The sequence below is a fragment of the Paenibacillus sp. FSL R5-0914 genome, assembly GCF_038004525.1.
In the GTDB taxonomy this organism is placed as follows: domain Bacteria; phylum Bacillota; class Bacilli; order Paenibacillales; family Paenibacillaceae; genus Paenibacillus_AQ.
Genome location: NZ_JBBORH010000001.1, coordinates 2,422,770 through 2,442,442, shown reverse-complemented (window position 1 = coordinate 2,442,442; position 19,673 = coordinate 2,422,770). Strand labels below are relative to the sequence as shown.

Sequence of the window (19,673 nt, the reverse complement as noted above, 5' to 3'; positions counted from 1 at the left end):
GGATCATTTAGTAATGAACCCAGCGCTTTTGGCCGATCCACTGAATGACTGTAATGACGAGAATGACGGCGAACAAGAACCATGAAATGGCTGAAGCGTATCCCATATCGTAATAACTGAATGCTGTTTTATAAACGAATAGTGATAAGACCGTCGTACTTCCGCTAGGACCTCCAGCCGTAATGGCTTGAATAATCGAGAACGATTTCATCGTCATAATTAATCCGGTAATCATTAATAAGAAAGTTGTGGGACTAACAAGAGGCCATACAATTTTCCATGTTGTTTTGAATGTGCTTGCACCATCGATCCGAGCAGCCTCCAGCTGTTCTGTCGAAATTTCCTGTAATGCAGCTAAATAGATGATCATATTGTAGCCAAGCATCAGCCAGATTTGTACGATATCAATGGCATACATTGCGGTTTCCGTATCCGCAAACCATCCTGGCGGCGATGTTATGCCAATCCAGCGAAGCATTTCATTGATGGGTCCCTGTGAAGGCTGAAATAGCAGCATCCAGACAAATGCAACGGCTACTCCACTGGAGATATACGGTAGGAAGAACATTCCACGTAATACGCCTTTAAGATACACACTGCGGTTTAGAAATAGCGCTACAATAAATGCGAGCACCATCGATACTGGAACCGATATCAGGAATATCACCGTATATTTGATCGAGGCATAGAAATTATCGTCATGGAACAATCGTTTGAGATTATCCAGCCCAGTAAATTGCCAATTCGGATTTGAAAATTGATAATTCGTAAACATGAGGACAAAGGAATAGATTGCAGGAATAATAAAGAATAAGAGAATACCAATCATATTCGGAAGAATAAAGGTCATGCCGATCCAGCCTTGTCTGTCCATCCAGCTTCTCCGCTTCACGGTATCGCCGCCTTTCGTATGCTGAAAAATGGGTACACGAAAGAGAAGAACGAAGAAATCTTCCTCCTTCTCTTTTGTGCTAACTATTTCATTATTTCAATAACTCTTGCGAACGGGTTTGCATATTCTTCATCGTGGTTTCAATATCTTGCTTATTTAAGAAGTATTTTTCATACTCTTCTTTACGTGCATCAATGGCTTGTTGAGTTACATTTAGCTGGAAGGACGGGAATTTGCCGAATACAATTTTATTCATTGAATCTGTATCATATTTGTCTTCCACACCCTTCATGAGAAGGCTCATTGCTTCCTTACTATCTACACTCTTAGAGGCTGGAATACGACCACCGCTTGCCATTGGCAGCATACCGCCATCCGCATACCATTTTGCGAACTCCCAAGCTGCATCCAGGTTCTTGGATTTCGCATTAAGAGCAAGCATGTCACCCACACCGCCCGAATATTTATAATCCTTTTGATCTTTATTCACTTTTGGAATAGCGGCGAACGCGGTTTTGAAATCATGCGGATAGTCTTTCAAGTTGTTCGCATTTCGGAAAATAAACTCACCTGCTGCTAGCATTGCCGCTTTGCCTTGCAGGAACATGGTGTCAACCGGCATTTTACTGGTCAGTTGCTCGCCATATTCCGGTGTGGATTTGTCCACGAACATCATGTTATGCAATATTTCCAGGTGTTCTTTCCATAGATCATTCCCAAAGTTTGAAGTACCATCCGCCTGTTTCACACCCATTCCAGCAAGCGTACCGTCCATCGTTGTTGGGAAGGAGGAATCTGCCTGCAATAATCCGTACACACCAGGCTTCGTTAGCTTCTTCGCATACTCCTCAAGATCTGACCAGGTCCAGTCCACCGCAGGAATCGGTAATCCTGCTGCATCCAGCATATCTTTGTTCAACCATACAAACGCCATGTTTTTCTTTGTAGGAATCCCATAGTACTTATCATTGATTTTCCACATTGCTGCGTCTTCGCCGATCTGGCTGTCGATATCATAATCTGTCTTCGTGCTTAGATCCAAGGCAACGCCTGCATCCATACGTTTCTGTAAATGAGCAAGATCGTAGTTCATGAAAAGGTCTATGTTTTGATTGGTCATCAAGGCAGTATCCAGCTTTAAGTTTCCAGCATCGTCATTTACATTACGGATATACTCGACTTGAATGTCCGGATTATCTTTATTCCAGTTATCAATTACAGCTTGAGGCCCGGCTTCTGCAGGAACTGCCCCCCACATCGTAAGCTTTATTTTCTCCTTTGCTGTTTGTCCATTTGCACTGCCCTGCGCATCATTACTTCCACTAGTACCACAACCAGCCAGCATCGTACCTGCTAATAAGACAGAAAGCACTGCAGGATACCACTTTTTCTTCATCGATATCTTCCCCCTTGGAAGGATTATGTGTTGTGCTCTACGTCTATAACTTTATCATCAGAGCGGATTCTGGGGGATGAACTACATTTGGGAAACTATAGAACGTTTTTTGGTTCTTTTCGAAATTCATTTGGCGTGACGCCACACCACTTTTTGAAAATTTTAATAAAATAATTATCGTTCTCAAAGCCCACCTGCTGCCCAATCTCACTAATTGTTAGCTTCGTCTCTGCAAGCAGCATTTTCCCAGCCTGAATACGCCGCTCTTGAATATAATTCGTCAACGTTTTCCCTGTCTTTTTCTTGAATAAGTCACTTATATAGCTGGCATCCATTCGGATCAACTCTGACATGGATTTGAGCGAGATTTCCTCAGAATAATGTTCTTCAATATAAGCAATTATTTTGTTCATCTCCACATGATCTGTCGGTCCCGTTTGTTGCTTCTCAGGAAACCATTTATCGGCCTTCTTCATCTTCACCATTCGCTCCAGCTCGGCATGAACCTTATCCATGGTCTGCTTCAAACCTTGTAGATCTAAAGATAACTTCAGAATGTAGTCCGAAGCTCCAAATACGAGCGCTTGCCGGGCATATTCAAATTCACTCAATGCGGTCAACATTACAAATCGGCAGTCGAAGCCTTCCTCTCGAGCAACTTGAAGGAGCTTCACCCCATCCATCACTGGCATATTGATATCCGTCACTACAACATCAGGTCGAAGCTCACGAATCATTTGCAAGCCTACTTCTCCATTCTCCGCCTCACCTATAATTTCAAACGGGATTCCAGCCTTTAAGAATAACTTCCGTATACTTTTAACCGCGGGTTGTTCATCATCCACAATTAACGTTCTCCACATGTGAGCTTACCTCCATCGTAAGGTTTTGAAATAAGAAGTGGAAAATGGATAATCACTTCAGTTCCTGTGTCTGATGATACAATGTCCATGCCTGTCCGTTGATTCTTGAACAACAGCTCTAAGCTCTCCCTAATATTTTGAACACCGATTCCTTTTCGTTTCCGTGCAGCCTTATTCAGCTGTGCTCTATCTATCCCCATGCCGTTATCTTTAACCTGCAGATATAGTTGCTGTCCAGTCACCTTAGCGGAAATATCAATTCTCCCTTGTTTCACAGACTGACCGAAGCCGTGAATCAAGCTATTTTCAATTAAGGGCTGAAGACAGAATTTAGGGATTAATGCGTATTGTAGTTCCTCGTTGATATCATATTGAATCTCAATCCCATGTCCGAAGCGTTGCCGCTGAATCTCCATGTAAGATTCTATGAGTACAATCTCATCCTTTAACAGAATCAAATCCACTTCCGTATTTAAAGTTGTTTCCAATATTTTGCCTAGTGCAACACAAATTTCATAAATTTCATCATCATCTTTATCTAAGGCGATGCTCTTTATCGTATTCAATGTATTTAGTAGGAAATGTGGATTCATCTGCGAAAGTAACACCTGAAATCGAACGAATTGCTTCTGTTTTTCTTCAAGCTGAAGACGCTGCAACAGCTCATTTAAATCATGGATCATTATATTGAAACTCTGAGTCAGTGCAAGAATCTCTCCCCGCCCTTGCTCGGGTAATTTCATTTTGAGATTCGTTTTAGCGGTCATCTCCATCTTCTTCTGCAGCTTCTTTAGCGGCACTGTAATCGTCGATGATATAAAATAAGTTAATAGAACAAATAGCAGGAGTATGACTCCAAATACAGCAAAAAATCGTTGCTTCTGCTTATACACCTCAAGAAATAGCTGTGCTAGCTGTACCTTTTTAACGACATAACCATTCAACTCTTCGATGTAGCTGTATGTGTATAAGCTTTTCTCCTTCGGATCGATGATGGATGCAGCACGCTCTGTCTGCCGCTGGTGGTCACTCTTCACAATACTCTGCGCAATATCCGGAGAAAAGGTCTTATCCTTATCCGGGTTAAGCATCATTCTCCCTGAGGCATCGAGCAGAAAAAAAGACCCTTCCTGTTTACTCCCTAACGTTGATCTAATAAACCACTCCTCATAATCGATACTTAGTCTTGCATAGGCATAAATGTTAAAACCATTATCACGCATAACCTCATAGAGGCTAAGCATTTTCTTACTTGTCGTACTTTCCCGGACCACATTATTCTTGTCATTCGGATTCCATATATATCGATTCGCTCCTTCTCGCTTCAATGCTTGAACCCAATCCTCCGATTGGATTTCGTCGTAGCTCAAGGTTTCCCTCGGCATAAAGGAAGTGTATGCGTTTCCATGAAGGTCGATTAAAGTATAATACACCGTCGCTCCACTCATGAAGAATGTATTTTCAATCGCTCCAAACTTGTTTTCAACGAGCTTTTTTCTCGTGATTTCATCCGATTGCTCGGGATTCTTCATTATCGATAAAATCGTTGTATCTTGTTCAAGTAATGACCCTGTTTTCATAACGAGACTCATGAGATCAACAAAACCATTCTTAATCCCAATAAGCTGCTCTATGTTCTTCGTTTCCGCATTATCCTGCAGCATTTGTTCTGTCTCTTTGAAGTTATACAGAACGAGCATGGCAATGGGTGTTAGTACCAACAGTAAGAAAGCTAACAAAATCCGATTCTTAAAGGTACTTGGCGTAAGTTTCAAATATAATCGTTTCAAAAGAGGACTCCCCTTACAGTGTATGTGCTTACAATCCTTCCACCCTATTGTAATCTTCTCCTGCGCAAAAAAATAGAGCCGGGATATTCTCCCGGCTCTACCTAATTTCTACTCGTCGATCTTCAGTACTGCCATGAATGCTTCTTGTGGTACCTCTACGCTACCTACTTGCTTCATGCGTTTCTTACCTTCTTTTTGTTTCTCTAGCAGCTTCCGCTTACGCGAAATATCACCGCCGTAACATTTTGCAAGTACGTTTTTGCGCATCGCCTTAACGGTTTCACGCGCAACCACCTTCGTACCCACAGAGGCTTGAATCGGCACTTCGAACATTTGACGAGGGATAATCCCACGTAGTTTCTCACAAATGATACGACCGCGGTTGTATGCACGATCACGGTGAACGATAAAGGACAAGGCATCAACCTGCTCATTGTTAAGCAAGATATCCATCTTGACCAGATTCGAACGACGGTACCCGCAAATTTCATAGTCGTAGGATGCGTAACCTTTTGTACCTGATTTCAACTGATCAAAGAAATCATAAACGATTTCAGACAGTGGAATCTCGTAAGTAATCGTTACACGATTAGTATCAAGATACTCCATATTTACGAACTCGCCACGTTTGTTCTGGCACAGCTCCATTACGGTACCTACAAAGTCGTTAGGCACGATGATTGCTGCTTTAACATATGGCTCTTCAATGTAGTCAATCGTTCCGATTTCCGGATAATGTGACGGGTTGTCGATTTGAATCATTTCGCCATTGGTCAGCATAATTCGATAAATAACACTCGGTGCTGTTGTAATTAGCGGCAAATTGAACTCGCGCTCAATCCGCTCTTGAATGATCTCCATATGCAAGAGTCCAAGGAATCCGCAACGGAAACCAAATCCAAGCGCGCTCGAGCTTTCCGGCTCAAAGCTTAGCGAAGCATCATTAAGCTGGAGCTTCTCCAATGCCTCACGAAGATCGTTATAATCTGAGGTTTCAATCGGATACAACCCGCAATATACCATCGGGTTGATCTTACGGTAACCTGGAAGCGGCTCAGCAGTAGGATTCTTTGCGTCAGTGACAGTATCACCGACACGGGTATCTCCAACATGCTTGATCCCAGCTACGATAAATCCAACATCCCCGATGTTCAATTCATCGACAATGGTCATACGCGGCATAAATGCGCCAACTTCAATGACCTCGAAGGTCTTCTCAGTTGCCATCATCTTAATCTTCGATCCCGCACGGATTTTACCGTCCATTACGCGCACATAGACGATAACGCCTTTGTAAGGATCGTAATGAGAGTCAAAAATCAACGCTTTAAGCGGCTCTTCTGAATTACCGGATGGCGCAGGAACCTGCTTCACCACCTGCTCCAGAATTTCCTTGATCCCGATACCGGCTTTGGCAGATGCCATAACCGCTTCACTGGTATCCAGCCCGATAACATCCTCAATCTCCTGCTTTACCCGGTCAGGGTCAGCGTTTGGCAAATCAATTTTGTTAAGCACAGGTAGGATTTCAAGGTTATTATCCAGTGCTAAATACACATTGGCCAGTGTCTGCGCTTCAATTCCTTGAGCCGCATCCACAACCAGCAGTGCGCCTTCACATGCTGCAAGACTGCGGGAAACTTCATAGGTGAAATCGACGTGTCCCGGTGTATCAATCAAATTGAGATAATACTCTACACCATCGTCTGCACGATAGGTTAAACGCACGGCTTGCAGCTTTATTGTGATACCACGTTCGCGCTCCAGATCCATCTGATCGAGTACCTGTTCCTGCATTTCACGCGTGGTTAGTGCCCCCGTGTATTCCAAAATGCGGTCAGCTAGTGTCGATTTACCATGGTCTATATGTGCAATAATCGAGAAATTGCGAATTTGTTGTTGTCTTTTCTGAACGTCAGTCATTCCTTACCCCCACAGACAGCCTGATATTAATCCACTTATTATAACAGTACAAGCTTACTCCATCAATCCCGCCCTTACGTAAAACAGAAGAAACAGCTATTCACGTACCCGTGAAATAACTGTTTCTCCTGAAATCATTGTGATTCTTCCGCCGAATCGAACAATGAGACTACCCAGCGTATGCCCTTCTGAGAAGCTTGCTGCAGAAGGCCTGCCGTTTTATCCGCTATCACATCGACTGTCGGCTTTTGTTCCTCAGGAATCAAAATCTGCTCTGGAGTTTTCGTATTATACCCATCTACCACCTTCTGTGGAAGATCTGTAGTTGGCGCAGGATTGCTATTCTGAGGCAATGGAGAAACAGGCGTATATGCACCTGTGAGAGGGTCGATCACCATCGGAACATACACATAAGTCTGCCCACCTTGTGTAACCCCATTCTTAATCGGCTGTGATTGCATGCCCGTCACTTGACTGGTTGGCGTAGTCGATAGGTCGGTCCAGCCTGGCAGCAACTTAGAGACGGTTGCCCCTCCGCTGCCACTAAACTGCATACCTAAGAGTATGCCGACCCCTGCCCAAATACCGACCATAACCAGTTTTTTACCGAAACGAGACATGTAAGCCACTCCTTTTTAAATACTTGGTAATAAAGCTGTTTATTCTAAATTAAATGTCTGTAGCTTAAGAAGCCCCGTTCGACTTTTGAGGTGCTGTAGCATTGGTTTGTCCCTTGCTCTCTTGGGTTGTGGGATTCGTCGCCTTGCCAGCAGCGTTTACCTTCTCCGAGTCATGACTGCTCCAGTACACATCCGCAATAGCGTCTGCCAAAATATCAGCCGTACGCTTTAATTCCTCTGCTGTATTATCAATACCGCCCACTTCAATCAAAACACTGTTAGGCGAGAGGGTTTGATTGTACTCTCCGTTGTTTCCTTTACCCGCAGCTTTTCCCCATATCCCGCGAGATATTCCTGGGTAGCCCTTCTCAATCGTTTGATGGATCTTGTTCGCAAACTCTTCGTTCTTCTTCCAATCTTTATTCGCATGTCCAATGATAAAATACACCTGAGCGTAACTTTTCCCATCAATCACTGCAGTTGTTTTGCCATGACGCTGCGAGTCGCGGTGAATGTCGATAAGTTCACTCATTTCTTGGTTTGAGCTCATTGCAGATTTAACCAGCATTCGAGAGTATTTGTAGGAAAAATTCCAGTTATAGTCGGCAATTTTTGTTAGAAAATCTTCTTTGGCATGAACTGTACCAATCCCGCGTTGTTCCAATCTTTTCGTAATATATGATCCTACCAGCATTACATTTTTAGTTGAAACCGCAGAGCTTGGATTTTCGTTCGCTACTCCTAGTAGAGGGTTATAGGCCTCCCGAGGATGTGAATGATAGATAAGGATCCGTTTAACTGAGGTGTCCTTGGTATTATCTGTCTCGCTTTGCGGATCACTCTTATCCGTACCTCCCGCAGCTCCTGATGGCTCAGGAGACGGAGCTATTGTCGCTTCAGGCTGCTGTGCTGGAGTATCTTCGGGCTTGTCCACTTCGTTTGGAACCGATGGATCAACCTCTTCCCCTCCACCTTCAGCCAGTTCATCCGTTCCCGGATGATAATCAACAGGAGCTCCTGTAGAGCCACCCGAGCCTTTTCGCAAAAGAAATGGATCATCCGCTGCCAAGCCTGGCACTTCACGAGAAACTAGACTCTTCGGATCACTTGGATTCACACTGGTCAGCAATTGAAATACAAAGGAAGTCACTTTTTCACCTGAAAAAGCAGAAGGCTCTTTACCCTGCGGTAAATGGGGTACCTCCATCCCCAACAGCTCCATGAAAAATCCACTCGATAGGGAGGCCGCAAGCCCCTTCATAGATGGAATGGGTGAAGAGTTCAACTTCTGTCCGGCCAATCCACCAGCGCCAAGCAGCATAAAAAATACTAGCGAACCTCCGGCCAACAGCAGCATCGTTCTTCCCAGCGATAAAGCATCCAGCACTCTTCCACGTAAACGGCCGATGTTCCAAAGCTGAAACCATTTTTTATTCATTATATTTATGTCCTCCTCCAGCCCTCTGTAATCTCTTATACTCCAAATCTATGAGTGAAAGAGAAATAGTAGAACCCTAAATGAGAGAATAGACATAGAGTCCGGCGAGATACTGTACATCAGCATCCCGCCGGACTTGTGCTAGCTATGATTCAATTAGTGGGTATAAGCGCCGACATTCTCAGGATCGACCGCATCATGCAGGGCCGCGTTCAGACCACTGGCTACAATATTGGCGATGCCTTCAATAAATTCATCGATTTCCTTAGGTGTAACGATCAAATCATGTCCTAGTGGCTCAAGTACTTCCTTCACTAGTGACAATCGTTCCTGCTCAGAAATATCGTCTAGCATCCCCATAATTTCCTTGGTGTGACCAGCTCCTTGCCCGAAATGATTCTTCATCATCTCCAGTACATTATTTACAATGGTCGAAGCATAGCAAACTGTAGGAACACCGATAGCAATACAAGGAACACCCAGAATTTCCTGCGTCAATCCGCGCCGTTTATTACCAATCCCCGAACCGGGGTGGATACCGATGTCGGCAATTTGAATCGTCGTATTGATCCGTTCCAGCGAACGGGATGCCAGCGCATCAATGGCAATAATAAGATCCGGCTTTGTACGATCCACGATCCCCTGTACAACCTCACTCGACTCGATACCGGTCAACCCTAATACCCCGGGAGCAATAGCACTTACCTTACGGTAGCCTGGAGAGACCTGATCCGGCACGAGCTCATAAAATTGCCGAGTAATGAGCGCATTCTCCACCACCAGCGGCCCCAATGAATCTGGAGTCACATTCCAGTTACCGAGTCCAACGATCAGTACAGATGCATCCTTACCAATCCCAATCCTAGTCAGGAAGTCCTCGAATTCGCGAGCAAAGACTTCAGCTACTTTTTGCTGCAAGCCAGTATCTCCATTGCGCAATGCTGGTACCTCAAGCGTGACATAATTCCCAATCGCGCGACCTATCGCCTGTGATCCGGCAGCGTTAGCCACACCAAGCCGGGTAACTTTTATCCCATCAGACTCTTCCACTTCTTCGTTTACACCAGGGATTGGCGTCCTTTGTGGCCCTTGAGCCATTTCCTTTGCCTCTAACGCCAAGTCCGTGCGTACCGAATATAGCTGCAGATCCGGTTCCATTGTTCCAGCCTCCTAAAAGTTTTGTGAGCATCGCTCCAATGAATTACTTCGAGCAAAACTTGCTTCGTAAGCGATACTTAGTTTTGTGAGCAGACACTTCCTTGAGTTACTTCTAACAAAAACTCAAATTGCAAGCTTCTGCCTATGCTCTTTTGTCGATAGTGTGCGAGAGAAAGCCCTTGTTTATGCAGGTTAAAATGGTTTAATTTGAAAGCTTTAAGTATTGCTTTTTACTACCGGTCATGCTAAACTATTTTAAGTTGTGAATCATTTGATAATGATTTCGAATGTCTTACAGGAGGTGAATGCAATGCCAAATATTAAATCCGCGGTTAAACGCGTAAACACGAACGAAAAACGCCGTGCACTGAACGCTTCCCAAAAATCCGCGCTTCGTACAGCTGTGAAAACTGCTGATGTAGCACTGACAGGTACGGAAGTTGAAACTGCTCAAGCTGCTTTCCAAGCTGCTTCCAAAAAGCTGGACAAGGCCGTAACTAAAGGTCTGGTTCATAAAAATGCGGCTGCCCGCAAAAAATCCCGCTTGGCGAAGAAATTGAACGCTCTTAAGGCTCAAGCCTAGGACGACATTCATAATGAGCAATTGAAGAACCTGACCGCTATGTTTCATACGGTTGGGTTTTTTTGTGCCTACTATTCTATAAATATAAGTAATAGTTTCCTTTAGACGTTAGTTGAATGAAAAAAAACCACCTTAGAAAGGTAGTTTTCTTAAACGATCAACTTTTCTCTTTTGAATAAGTTACTTTCATTCCGATTAGGCATTTTTCATAGATGGATCATCTCCATATACTTTTTCCACTGCTTAGTTCAAGTACCTAGCCGCAACATAAACAACTCCAGACCAAGCACTTTATCTATAGCTCCTGTCTTCATCTTATAATCCAGATCAGCTAGTGCACTTAAAATTTGCCGCAGACGTTCACTTGAGAACTTGTGGGCCTGCTCCCCTGCAAGCTTTACTGCATAAGGATGAAGTCCAATTTGAGACGCAATCTGACCTTGCGAATAACTATGTGCTGATAAATCCTTCACCTGCAAAATAATTCGGAACTGCCGCGCAACCAGCGCAGCAATCTTAATGGGTTCTTCCCGCTGCTTCAACAGCTCATACAGCGTATCAAGCGCCTTATCTAGACGCAGATTAGCGATATCCTCTACAAGCGTAAACACATTTTGTTCCGTTCCGCGATGCACCAGACTTTCTACTGCTTCTGCGTCTACGGTTCCGCCCTTACCAGCGAACAAACATAGCTTGTCCATTTCCGCGGATAAGCCCTGCAAACCTGTCCCGGCATTAGTGATAAGAATCTCTGCGGTGCCAGGTGCCATCGTACAACCCCGCTCACGAATCCCTTTCTCTACCCAGCGCAGCAGCTCTTCTGCCCCTAGCGGGTTGAAAGCTAATACCGTACCCGCCGTTTTAACAGTCTTCACAATTTTCTTACGCTCGTCCAGCTTGTCACTATTCACCATAAAGACGATCACACTGAAATCTACAGGATGCTGCAAATAATCACTTAAAATATCTATACGATGCTCAAGTTTGGCATTTTCTTTTCCCGCTGTAAATAACGATGCGTCCCGCACCAGCAATAATTTACGTTCTACCATAAAAGGTACAGTCTCAGCTTCTTCTACCACAGCCTGCACCGGCGTCTCAGAGAGATCAAAGGGAATAACTGCAAAATCGCGATCCTCTTTGGCAATCAGCTGGTCTTCCAGCAATGCCGCGAATTCATTCATTCGAAATTTTTCACTGCCGTACAAAAGGTACAGCGGTGAGATTTTCCCTTGTTTGATTTCTTTTATCGCCGTTTTGGCATCCATTCCGCCACTTCCTTTTCCATTCATCTAGCCCAATTTGCCCAGATTCCTATTGTAGCAAAAAAAACGACATAAATGCACATGCAAAAACGGAGAAACTCTGGCAGCCATGGCCAAAGCCCCTCCGTTTAAGCGGCGCATCTATATAAACGCCGGAGTGAGAAGCCCTAGAAACTTCCCATCCGACGGTCATACCGATGTTCTTCAAATCCTATACTTTCTAGTTCCTGTCCGGTTGCTATAGTATATTCTGAAACTTCGAAAAATGTTCCAGCCTCAATTTAATTTGTTGACGTTGAAGATGGAGTCTTTGATGGTGTCGCCCCAGGTGATGTAACCGGCGTTGAAGAAGCTGCTGCTTCCTGTACAGTGTACACCTTAGTGGTATTCACACCATCTTTCTCCGTCACATACGTGAACTGCGAGCTATCCGCCGACCATTCTCCAGAAATCCAATTTCCTTCTAATGGATAAGAAGTCACTGCTATCCTATCTTCCACTGAACCTTCGGGTGAATTCTTATAAATAACAAGCTGTAATCCAGCAAACTCAACGGCATAATGCCCATCAGGGGAAGTCCAAGTCTGTACATTAGAATCATTAGAATCATTAGAAATGTTAAAACCCATAACGCCCATTCCGAAGTCATCAGAAGTCTTTAATGATTCCTCCGTAGATGTCGCTGAATCAGCTGCGATCCCTTTATCTATAGAAGCAGGTTGATCCTTCTTATCAGCTTTGGACTGATTATTACCGCCAGCACTAGTATCCGGAGTTTGAACTTTCGTTACAGTATCCGGCTTCGGCGTCATAATCTTCTCCGTAGGATTGGGCTTCACATTATTTGTTGGTTCTGGTATCGACCGTCCTCCAGATCCAGCATTAGTTTCTGTTGGAGAAGTCGGCATCGACGCAGGGTCTACCGGCCCCATCGCTCTATCTAATGCAGCGTTATCTTCATTCACATCAGGAGCAGCTGGTAGAGCCCCCGAATCCGTTCCGCTATTAGCAGGCGCAGCCTCATATGATTCAGCAGAAGTAGAGGCTTGCGAATCAATAGCCATATTATTAGCACTATCGCTGGTCGCTTTACTACTATCCTGCATCATTTGTTCTACCTCTGCCCCAGGCATTTTATCCGGCATATTAAAAATAGCGATCCCTAATATTACGGCAGCTGCGATAGCTCCAATGCCTGTCCGTGCTGCTATAGAGGTTCCCTTGGAAGGTTTACCGCGGGAGCTTTCTCGTGAAAATGGAACTACAACTGGTTCCTCGGTTCTCACAGCGCTTTGTTCACGACTGCTTCGATCCAATTCTGCAAGCTGAGGTAAAATAGAGTCAACCAGACTAAACGGGGGTTTCACGTCTGGCAACTGCTCCAATTCTTTGGAGAGAAGTGTCAGCCGCTCAAAGACTTCCGCGCAGGAAGGACAATTATCGATATGACGGAACATCTCAACAATCTCATCTTGGCTCAAGTCTTGGTCTATATAGCGGTGCATCCATTCCATCACCTCCGCGCATTTCATCCCGATACACCACCTTTCTGGTACTCCTGAAGTCTATTCTGCAGCTGCTGTCTGGCCCTAAACAGATATGATTTCACTGTATTCAAAGGCAAATCCAGGCAGTCTGCAATCTCGTTGTAAGAAAAATCTTGTAAATAGCGCAGGACGATGACCGTCCGATGATGCTCGGGCAATTGATCAATCGCTTCACGTATATCCTCAGCTAAATAAGAGGATAGAACCTCACGTTCCACATTGTGTTTATCCTGAAACACCATTTCATGCTCATCAATAGAAACTGTAGGTTTAGTTCTTCTGAATTTATCAATGCAAATATTGGTAACGATTCGCTGAACCCACGTTTTGAACTGGGCCTTTTCCTCATATGAACCGATTTTGGTATAAACCCGGATCAAGGCCTCCTGAGATGCATCCAGCGCATCTTGTTCATTATGCAAAATGTAGAAGGCGGTTTTATATACATGCCCTTCAATTTCTCGCAATAGGGTGATTAGAGCGTCGCGATCGCCCGCTTGAGCGGCTCTGATGAGTCCCTGCTCCACCACGAAGGTTCCCCCTCTCTATGCAATCTTACTGACGCGCAAGACTGCGAATTTGTTGCAACCCTGTAATTAATATTTTTAGAATACCAAACTTTTCTTAGAACGTCATGTTAAGCCATCTTTTATAAAGCGCTATCGCACATTTCATAGCATTTCACAGCCAATAATTCCTACTAAGCATACAGGGGAAACTTCAATCATTCAAATACTCTTTTGAATAACTTTATAACAAAAATGACACAAGTATAAACGCCTTCGGCATCCCAATAAGGCCGGCAAGCGTTTAGGTAAGAAATATCCCCCATTTCCAAAAGAAACGGCTTATCCTCCTGTCGGAAAAGAAGCCGTCAGTAAACAAGAAATAACCTTAGAATCGAGCACATAACTCTATTTATATAACACAATCTTGCAGAGCATGAACACTGCGTAGTTGTCCCTAGTTTCATCATCCACAACATACGCCTCTCCATTCTCAAAAATATGAGGGTTATTGTAATTCCTCTCTAATCTATAGATCTGGCCTTCCGTCACCTTACAACCATGGAATGCCGACGCAATTTCTACGTATTCCGCATCCTCTTCATCAGCTGCAAGATACAGCTTTTTATCATGATAAGCAGGCATATACTCACTCCCGGTCCGATAATAAACCATTCCAATTCGTAGACGTCAGTCAAACATCATAACTCTTCTACTTTATAGTTTATTGCCTTTGTCCTCATTCTATACTTTATGAATACATATAATGTAAGAAAATCTGAATGTCGGAAAATATGTATATAAAAAAGGTTGTACGGCTGACATGCGTCAGCTATACAACCTTCAATAAATCTATCTATTCGAATTAAGAAAAAAAACAGAATTAAATACCTTTTACCTCTTTAAATTTCGCCACATACTGAGCCGCAAGATCGGTAATTTGATCGTACCGACCATCCTTCGCAGGTGCAGTCAAATTACCCCCGATTCCTACTGCTATACAGCCGTTGGCAATCCATTTTTCCATATTATTCAGATCCACGCCACCTGTTGGCATAATGTTCACATGCGGCATAGGGCCTTTAACCGCTTTCACATAATCCGGACCAAACGCACTGCCAGGGAACAACTTAAGCACATCCACACCAAACTTCAATGCTTCCTTCATTTCATTTAATGTCATGCAGCCAGGCATGTACGGTATACCATAAAGATTACACATTTTAGCTGTCTCTGCTTCAAAAGAGGGACTGACCACAAATTCCGAGCCTGCAAGAATGGCTATTCTCGCCGTTAATGGATCAAGTACAGTACCTGCTCCAATCACTGCGCGATCTCCGTACTCCGCAACCAATCGTTTAATCGCCACATCCGCATCCGGAGTCGTGAAGGTTACCTCAATATTATTCAGACCGCCTTCGATACAAGCAACGGACATTTTAAAAGCTTCCTCAGCACTATCAGCACGAATAACGGCTACAACTCCAACGGACGCCACATTCTGCAATACTTTCATTTTCTTCATCAGTAGACTCCCTTTCTCTTGGTACGATCATAGATGAATATGAAACACTAATTTAGATAAACTTTTTTATTAAATTTACTAATATAAACGATATAATCTATAATCAGATAGTAATAACAATACGGTTAACAGTCAATACATTTTTCTGGGTATAGAGATATTAATTCACCTATAATATCAACAAATCCTTTTATAGAAAGGATTTATTTCTTATTTGTTTTCTTTTATCCAAAACACCATTCGGATTAAAAAGCATTCTTTTATTGTACAAAACCGATTTATGTGATAATTTCAAGTTACACATCATTATACTGGGATAAATTCATTACCCTAGGAGGAACTCAAATGAGTAAACAGCTGGATGCCGTCACTTTCGGGGAGCCGATGGCGATGTTTTATGCGAATGAAACGGGTCCCCTGCATGAAGTATTTTCGTTCTCCAAAGCGTTGGCAGGTGCAGAGAGCAATGTAGCTACAGGCTTATCACGCTTAAATCATCCTACAGGTTATGTTACGAAGCTTGGCGAAGATAACTTTGGTCATTTCATTGCTCAAGCAATGAAGAAAGAGAACATTGATACCGACAACATTACTTTTACTAAAGAACATTCAACAGGTATGTTAATCAAATCAAAGGTTGTTACAGGCGATCCTAAAGTCGAATACTTCCGCAAAAATTCCGCGGCCTCCAAGCTTAGTCTGGTTGATTTTGACGAGGCATACTTTAATGCTGCAGGACATTTGCATGTAACAAGCATCTCCTCCGCCTTATCCAAGACCTGTCATGAATTCTCTATTCACGCTATGGAATTTATGAAGAGACAAGGAAAGACGGTCTCCCTCGATCCAAACCTGCGCCCTAGCTTATGGCCGGATACGGAAACGATGGTGAACACGATCAATGATCTGGCTACACGCTGTGATTGGTTCCTTCCAGGACTCGGTGAAGGCAAGATTCTTACAGGTCTAAGTACGCCCGCAGAGATTGCGGACTATTATCTGGCGCGTGGCGTCAGCTTAGTCGTCATCAAGCTCGGTCCTGAAGGCGCTTACTATAAATCCGCTGAAGGAGAAGGTTATGTAGACGGATTTAAGGTAGAACAGGTCGTTGATACCGTAGGTGCAGGAGATGGTTTTGCCGTTGGTGTTATCAGTGCGATGCTGGAAAAGCTTCCGATTGCTGAGGCCGTCAAACGTGGCAATGCGATCGGTGCGTTAGCCGTCATGTCGCCTGGCGATATGGATGGACTTCCGACCCGTGAGGAGCTTGCAAAGTTTATGCAGCAGGAGGTTTAAGCACATAGATTTGAGTATATTCATTAAAAAATGCCGTCTCACAGTTGAACTGTGGAACGGCATTTCTTTGTATTTTTATAGCCTATACTTATTTATAAGACTTCACAGACTGTCCTTGTTGCAGGGTCGGCGGAAAACGATAAGTGATAGGAACAGAAGCGCCTTTATCCTCGATAGAAGAGAGTATAATCTTAGCAGCTTGCATACCCATTTCGTAAGCAGGCTGACGAATTGTTGTAATGACCGGATTATAAATTTGCGCGAACTCCGCATCATCTATACCGATGACAGACAATTGTTCCGGAATAGCGATGGCATTTCGATTCGCATATTTCAAAATCTCTGCTAGCGTGATATCATTCGTAGCCAATAGCGCTGTCGGAGGGTGCGGCAACGCTAAAAGGCGCTTCAGTCCTGCAGCTAATTCTTCTTTTGGCACACTACAAATATACTCCTCACTCAGCGTTAGACCCGCTTCTTCCATCGCCTTTTTATAACCACTGATCCGCTCTTTACGAGGGGTAATAGCATGTTCCCCTAGCGGCAGGGTGACCAGAGCAATTCGCTCATGGCCCTGCTGTGTCAGCTGTCCCACACCTATCTTGGCCGCCATTTCATTGTCGAGCAACAAGCTCTGCGTAGTGATTCCATCTACCAGACGATCCATAAACACTAGCGGAAAATCGGCCTCAACCAGTCGGCTGTAAGCAGATGAATCGTTCCCCGTAGGAAAAATAATCAAACCGTCCACCTGGCGGGCAACTAAGGTTTCGACGTACTTGCTTTCTTTTTCCGCATTCTCATCGGCATTGCATATGATTACTTGGATTCCGTGTTGCTGCAGCTCGTTCTCGATCGCCCGGATACATTGAATAGACAGCGAATAATCGATATTAGCAACGATGATTCCGACCATATGCGTCCGATTCTGTTTCAAACTGCGCGCAAGTCCATTCGGTTGATAATTAAGCTCCTCAATCACAGCCTCAATCCGATTCTTCGTCGCTTCACTCATATATTTAAAACGTTTGTTCAAAAATTGGGAGACCGTACTCTTCGACACTCCCGCTTTTTGAGCCACATCATCAATTGTTAACTTCTTCATCACTTCGGCTCCACTCTTCTCAAAAGAAAATTACTTTATCAAAAAGTATAGCTTTTATTGGGTGAATTATCTACTAAGGAGTATTGTTCATAAAATCCATATAAAGCTTATTTTGTTGCTCTTCCGATAAAAAAGCCCAATTCTCATCCAGCCACCCCAATCCAGCTTTCATAAGAATATCAGCTTTACGTTGTTCCCCGTCCACTCTATAATCCATGATTAATGCTTGCCCTGTAATCTCTTTAAACCTAATTGCTATAGCGGGTGTTGGAATGCGCATGGTCTCCATATCATAAAGTACGGTTTTCTCTTTGTACTTTTCATCCCCTGCATCTTCTAAGTAACTAAATACGAGTTGCTCATGCTCCTTATCAACAGCAATTATTGACTTGTAATCTAATAGTGTATAATCAAAGGATTTAAGCGCGATCGGCACCACAGTTTCCCCTGCCGCTGCTTTTTTAACATTAAGTATCGAAAACTTACCATCCTCATACATACCTACACCAAGAGTCTTTTTATAGGAAGTTAACAGGACATAATCTCCTGCTCCAAAAACCCCACTCAAATATTGATAGGTACTTGCCCCTCCCGCATAAAGAGGAAAAGTATATATCCTAGTAGCCGAAGAAGCCGATAGTTCCGTCTGGTCCTTCGAGCTCAGGTAAAGGGTGAACGGTTCTGTAGGATGTGTGTACTTTGGCTTCTTGTAGTCAACCATCGGGGGCGGCGGCGACCAAAGGATTCCCGCTGTTGTCTCAACGGCATATGCTTTGCTCTTATCTCTGCTCATTGGCAAAGGCATGTAATATTTCTTACCGCTAATCTCAAACTCTGCTGGACTTGTCGGAGGCTCTAACGCTTTGTCATTAGTAGCAGGAGTAGAAGAAGGTAGTATCCCTGCAGCTTGTGACTGCACCGATGAAGATTGGACTGGACCATGACTCTTCCATGCGCCTATAGGCAAGTTAAGTGCACCTATCAACAAAATCATAGCCACACTGGTCAGTAGCACACTTTTGTTTATTCGATAACGTCTGTGATTTTTATTTTTAAGCGTAGCAGCCTGTTCGATCTGAATCATCAGCTCAGGTGTAAAGCCATCTTCAATAAAAGGCCTTTTGCCTGCTTGTGCATACCAATCATTCTGTCCGATCATCACCGGGTTACTGTCATCAGCTTTGCCTCTCATTCTCTCTCCTCCTTCTGGATGGCTTGCTTAACCTTCTCCCTCGCTCGCGCGAGTCGAGATTTCACAGTCCCCTGAGCTATATTCAGCAAATCAGACATTTCGGCAATCGATAGTCCATGCTGAATATCCAGTACAAGCACCTCTCTGTTCTTATCTGGTAGGGTCATAATAATTTCCCAGATTCGGTTCGCATACTGATTGCCGAGCGCTTCTCTTTCCGCAGACGGAGCAGTTATAGTGACAGGTTGATCCCCAAATGGTATGAATCTGCGCCAAAAGCTATTTTTGCTCCAACTAAAGGCTGTATTTCTTGTAATCGTAAGCAGCCAGGTCTTCATCGACGATTGTCCTCGGTACTTCCCCACATTCTTATATGCCTTCAAAAACACTTCTTGGCTAATATCATTCGCCTGCTCCCGGCTTCTAGTTAAGAAAAAAGCATAATTCCACACATCCGAGCCATACTCCTCCATCATTTCCCGCAAGGTCATTTCGGACGCATACGCTTCTGCATATGGCATATCTTCGCTTAGCATGTTTCGTCTCACCCCTTGCCTAATAAGACTTTCCAAAC

At 43.9% G+C, this 19,673-nt stretch carries 18 protein-coding genes; 2 read left to right on the top strand and 16 right to left on the bottom strand.

The genetic code is table 11. From position 1 onward, the window contains the following. Positions 1 to 7 precede the first annotated feature (7 nt). The 8 genes from MKX60_RS10710 to gpr all read right to left on the bottom strand — a co-directional run bounded on the left by MKX60_RS10710 (position 8) and on the right by gpr (position 10,080). Positions 8 to 892 carry a carbohydrate ABC transporter permease gene (locus MKX60_RS10710; RefSeq protein ID WP_231573337.1) on the bottom strand — a complete coding sequence of 295 codons (885 nt, stop codon included), beginning with the start codon at positions 890 to 892 and terminating at the stop codon, positions 8 to 10. A 91-nt stretch (positions 893 to 983) separates the two neighbouring features. Next, complete coding sequence (locus tag MKX60_RS10705; protein WP_076284812.1) at positions 984 to 2,288, bottom strand: ABC transporter substrate-binding protein; 1,305 nt, start codon at positions 2,286 to 2,288, stop codon at positions 984 to 986. Positions 2,289 to 2,383: 95 nt separating this feature from the next. Continuing rightward, complete coding sequence (locus tag MKX60_RS10700) at positions 2,384 to 3,151, bottom strand: response regulator transcription factor (RefSeq protein ID WP_076284813.1); 768 nt, start codon at positions 3,149 to 3,151, stop codon at positions 2,384 to 2,386. After that, positions 3,136 to 4,941, bottom strand: coding sequence for a sensor histidine kinase (locus MKX60_RS10695; RefSeq protein WP_341059749.1), 1,806 nt, complete (start codon positions 4,939 to 4,941; stop codon positions 3,136 to 3,138). Before MKX60_RS10695 ends, MKX60_RS10700 begins: the two co-directional genes overlap by 16 nt. A 108-nt stretch (positions 4,942 to 5,049) precedes the next feature. Continuing rightward, the gene (lepA, locus tag MKX60_RS10690) at positions 5,050 to 6,864 is read right to left on the bottom strand and encodes a translation elongation factor 4 (protein ID WP_036677511.1); all 1,815 of its coding nucleotides are present in this window, start codon (positions 6,862 to 6,864) and stop codon (positions 5,050 to 5,052) included. A 134-nt stretch (positions 6,865 to 6,998) separates the two neighbouring features. Beyond that, a complete protein-coding gene (locus MKX60_RS10685; protein WP_149647636.1) occupies positions 6,999 to 7,484 on the bottom strand; it encodes a hypothetical protein in 486 nt (161 codons plus the stop codon). A gap of 64 nt (positions 7,485 to 7,548) precedes the next feature. Then, positions 7,549 to 8,922 carry a stage II sporulation protein P gene (locus tag MKX60_RS10680; protein ID WP_339266635.1) on the bottom strand — a complete coding sequence of 458 codons (1,374 nt, stop codon included), beginning with the start codon at positions 8,920 to 8,922 and terminating at the stop codon, positions 7,549 to 7,551. 156 nt (positions 8,923 to 9,078) lie between these two features. Next, on the bottom strand, positions 9,079 to 10,080 hold the full coding sequence (gene gpr, locus MKX60_RS10675; RefSeq protein ID WP_042191024.1) for a GPR endopeptidase: 1,002 nt from the start codon (positions 10,078 to 10,080) through the stop codon (positions 9,079 to 9,081). Positions 10,081 to 10,390: 310 nt separating this feature from the next. Here gpr and rpsT point away from each other — a divergent pair, with 310 nt between their 5' ends. Continuing rightward, on the top strand, positions 10,391 to 10,663 hold the full coding sequence (rpsT, locus tag MKX60_RS10670) for a 30S ribosomal protein S20 (protein ID WP_042130412.1): 273 nt from the start codon (positions 10,391 to 10,393) through the stop codon (positions 10,661 to 10,663). A gap of 248 nt (positions 10,664 to 10,911) precedes the next feature. Here the strand turns inward: rpsT and holA are convergent, their stop codons facing one another. From holA to MKX60_RS10645, 5 genes are all read right to left on the bottom strand, one after another. Next, positions 10,912 to 11,931: a DNA polymerase III subunit delta gene (holA, locus tag MKX60_RS10665; protein ID WP_042191027.1), complete on the bottom strand. Its 1,020-nt coding sequence runs from the start codon at positions 11,929 to 11,931 to the stop codon at positions 10,912 to 10,914. 278 nt (positions 11,932 to 12,209) lie between these two features. Then, positions 12,210 to 13,460, bottom strand: a complete 1,251-nt coding sequence (locus tag MKX60_RS10660; protein ID WP_076284817.1) for an anti-sigma factor family protein — start codon at positions 13,458 to 13,460, stop codon at positions 12,210 to 12,212. Next, a complete protein-coding gene (locus tag MKX60_RS10655) occupies positions 13,457 to 14,005 on the bottom strand; it encodes an RNA polymerase sigma factor (RefSeq protein ID WP_036677530.1) in 549 nt (182 codons plus the stop codon). Before MKX60_RS10655 ends, MKX60_RS10660 begins: the two co-directional genes overlap by 4 nt. A 384-nt stretch (positions 14,006 to 14,389) precedes the next feature. After that, complete coding sequence (locus tag MKX60_RS10650; RefSeq protein ID WP_042191032.1) at positions 14,390 to 14,626, bottom strand: hypothetical protein; 237 nt, start codon at positions 14,624 to 14,626, stop codon at positions 14,390 to 14,392. Positions 14,627 to 14,864: 238 nt separating this feature from the next. Next, positions 14,865 to 15,506, bottom strand: coding sequence for a bifunctional 2-keto-4-hydroxyglutarate aldolase/2-keto-3-deoxy-6-phosphogluconate aldolase (locus MKX60_RS10645; protein ID WP_042130419.1), 642 nt, complete (start codon positions 15,504 to 15,506; stop codon positions 14,865 to 14,867). A gap of 345 nt (positions 15,507 to 15,851) precedes the next feature. Here MKX60_RS10645 and MKX60_RS10640 point away from each other — a divergent pair, with 345 nt between their 5' ends. After that, positions 15,852 to 16,802 carry a sugar kinase gene (locus MKX60_RS10640; RefSeq protein ID WP_341059748.1) on the top strand — a complete coding sequence of 317 codons (951 nt, stop codon included), beginning with the start codon at positions 15,852 to 15,854 and terminating at the stop codon, positions 16,800 to 16,802. Between the two features lie 88 nt (positions 16,803 to 16,890). On the opposite strand, the gene MKX60_RS10635 is transcribed toward MKX60_RS10640, so the two are convergent. The 3 genes from MKX60_RS10635 to MKX60_RS10625 all read right to left on the bottom strand — a co-directional run bounded on the left by MKX60_RS10635 (position 16,891) and on the right by MKX60_RS10625 (position 19,635). Continuing rightward, positions 16,891 to 17,907, bottom strand: a complete 1,017-nt coding sequence (locus MKX60_RS10635; protein WP_340972331.1) for a LacI family DNA-binding transcriptional regulator — start codon at positions 17,905 to 17,907, stop codon at positions 16,891 to 16,893. 73 nt (positions 17,908 to 17,980) lie between these two features. Beyond that, positions 17,981 to 19,099, bottom strand: a complete 1,119-nt coding sequence (locus MKX60_RS10630) for a hypothetical protein (protein ID WP_341059747.1) — start codon at positions 19,097 to 19,099, stop codon at positions 17,981 to 17,983. Then, complete coding sequence (locus tag MKX60_RS10625; RefSeq protein WP_341059745.1) at positions 19,096 to 19,635, bottom strand: RNA polymerase sigma factor; 540 nt, start codon at positions 19,633 to 19,635, stop codon at positions 19,096 to 19,098. The genes MKX60_RS10630 and MKX60_RS10625 overlap by 4 nt, the downstream gene beginning before the upstream one ends. Positions 19,636 to 19,673: the final 38 nt, after the last annotated feature.